Origin of the sequence: Bacillus sp. GMs2/2, assembly GCF_050172095.1 — a bacterium.
In the GTDB taxonomy this organism is placed as follows: Bacteria; Bacillota; Bacilli; order Bacillales; family Bacillaceae_G; genus Bacillus_A; species Bacillus_A cereus.
In genome coordinates this window covers 1-2,758 of record NZ_JBNLYE010000458.1, presented here as the reverse complement: position 1 = coordinate 2,758, position 2,758 = coordinate 1, and the positions used below count along the sequence as shown (strand labels likewise).

Below are 2,758 nucleotides of genomic sequence, written 5' to 3'. Positions count from 1 at the left end.
GATAAATTTTTGGTATGGAGTGATAATATGGAAAGATTTTTTGTAGAGTTAGTCGGATCAACAAATGATTTTTTATGGTCTAAATTGTTAATTATTATGCTTGTTATTTGCGGAATTTATTTTACATTTAAATTGAATTTTGTACAGTTTCGAATGTTAAAAGAGATGGTCCGTGTATTAATGGAGGGGAAAAGTGGTTCTAAAGATCAAATCTCTCCTTTTCAAGCGTTTTGTATTGGTATGGCAGCCCGCGTTGGAACAGGGAATATCACAGGAATTGCGATTGCAATTGCATTAGGTGGTCCTGGAGCTGTATTTTGGATGTGGATTATTTCTATTATTAGCTCGGCCTCCAGTTTTGTCGAAAGCACATTAGCACAGATATATAAAGTAAAAGATAAAACTGGTTTCCGCGGTGGTCCATCCTATTATATGGAAAAAGGGTTGAATAAACGTTGGATGGGAGTATTATTCTCTATTTTAATCACAATTACTTTTGGTCTTGTATTCAATTCAGTACAATCAAATACAGTTACAATTGCTTTTCAAAACTCATTTGGTACAGATCGTCTAACAGTTGGGATAATCATGGCTATTGCTTTCGCTGCGATTATTTTTGGTGGTGTACAACGTATTGCAAAAATGGCTGAATACAAGGTGGTATTTTTAGCGGTATTATACATTGGAGTTGCATTATTTGTTGTAGTTACCAACATATCAAAAATGCCGGAAGTTCTTTCTCTTATTGTTCAAAACGCATTTGGTTTTAAACAAATAGTAGGCGGTTCAATTGGTGCAGCACTTATGAATGGAGTTAAACGCGGTTTATTCTCAAATGAAGCTGGTATGGGAAGTGCACCAAACGTTGCCGCAACAGCAACAACAAGTCATCCGGTGAAACAAGGACTGATTCAAGCATTTGGTGTATTAACGGATACACTGATCATTTGTACTAGCACTGCCTTTATTATTTTGCTGTCTGATGCATATAAACAACCGGGGTTAAATGGTATTGCACTTACACAAGCAGCACTAAGTGAACACATAGGTCCTTGGGCATCGGGTTGTCTTGCTATCTTTGTTTTTTTATTTGGATTTGGTGCGTTAATTGGCAACTATTATTATGGTGAAACAAATATTCGCTTCTTACATACAAGTAAAGTGTGGTTAATGATATACAGAATAAGTGTGTTGGCTATGATTGTATTTGGTTCTGTTGCAAAGATTCAAATTGTATGGGATTTAGCGGACTTATTTATGGGCTTTATGGTTATTATTAATTTAATTGCTATTACCTTACTTTCAAAAGTAGCATTTGCGGCGTTACAAGATTATATAAACCAGAAAAAAGCTGGTAAAGATCCTGTTTTTTATAAAGAAAACATTAAAGGGCTTGAAAATATTGAATGTTGGGATAGTTATGAGAAAACTTCAAAAAAGAAAAGTGTGTAATAAGAAGGATATTCAGACTGCAATATGTCTGAATATTTTTCTTGGTTCTAGTGCAAATATTATTGATTATAGTAAAGAAAAAATCATTCTATATAAAGTTAATAGTACGGGGGAATATGATTAAATGATAAAGGATTCTAGCGTTCAAGTTGAGGGTCAAGAAAAAGTTTGCTTAGATCAATGGGTAGCTCATTATCGAGCGTATGCAGCTAAGGGACGAAGCGCCAGTTATATTCCCGCTCTGGGGGAAATAAATGTATCGCAGTTAGGTATTTGTATAGTAAAGCCAGATGGAACAATGATAAAATCAGGAGATTGGGAGATACCTTTCACATTACAAAGTATATCAAAAGTAATCGGTTTTATAGCCGCTTGTTTAAGTCGCGGTATTTCTTATGTATTAGAACGAGTTGACGTAGAGCCAACTGGAGATGCCTTTAATTCAATTATTCGTTTAGAGATACATAAACCAGGAAAACCTTTTAATCCTATGATCAATGCTGGAGCGATTACGATAGCTTCACTTTTGCCAGGGACATCGGTGCAAGAAAAATTAGAATCTCTATACGTATTAATTGAAAAAATGATAGAGAAGCGTCCCGCTATTAATGAAATAGTATTTCAATCAGAATGGGAAACGGCTCATCGTAATAGAGCATTAGCATACTATTTAAAGGAGAATGGTTTTCTAGAATCAGATGTGGAGGAGACACTAGAGGTTTACCTAAAACAATGTTCGATTGAAATAAATACAGAAGATATTGCCTTAATAGGGCTTATACTAGCACATGATGGATATCATCCTATTCGCAAAGAACAAGTGCTCCCTAAAGAAGTAGCTAGGTTAACAAAAGCTTTAATGCTAACTTGTGGAATGTACAATGCTTCTGGAAAATTTGCTGCTTTCATTGGATTACCAGCTAAGAGTGGGGTATCCGGTGGAATTATGACACTTGTTCCCTCAAAATCTAGGAAGGATTTATCGTTCCAAGATGGATGTGGTATTGGTATTTACGGACCAGCCATTGATGAATATGGGAATAGTTTACCAGGAATTATGTTGTTAGAACATATTGCAAAAGAATGGGATTTAAGTATATTTTAAAAAGGAGCACAGATATTTTGGTGTTAGAGCGAGTCCAAAAGTGTTCAGACCTTATATTGTGTCTGAACATTTTTGAGTTATAAAGTATCTTTCTAAAGTAGAAGGGTGTAATGAATACTCACAATCTATAATGCTTTCGTTTATATCTTATTTATCAGTTTTTGAAAAAAATAGAGTAAGTATTGTATTAATGCAAATAGG

The 2,758-nt window shown here is 34.7% G+C and carries 2 protein-coding genes; both read left to right on the top strand.

Going from position 1 to position 2,758, the window contains the following annotated elements:
* Positions 1–27: 27 nt before the first annotated feature.
* The gene (locus tag ACQGS6_RS25975; RefSeq protein WP_000439289.1) at positions 28–1,452 is read left to right on the top strand and encodes an alanine/glycine:cation symporter family protein; all 1,425 of its coding nucleotides are present in this window, start codon (positions 28–30) and stop codon (positions 1,450–1,452) included.
* Between the two features lie 124 nt (positions 1,453–1,576).
* On the top strand, positions 1,577–2,557 hold the full coding sequence (gene glsA, locus ACQGS6_RS25970) for a glutaminase GlsA (protein WP_000588648.1): 981 nt from the start codon (positions 1,577–1,579) through the stop codon (positions 2,555–2,557).
* The last annotated feature ends 201 nt before the right edge of the window (positions 2,558–2,758 follow it).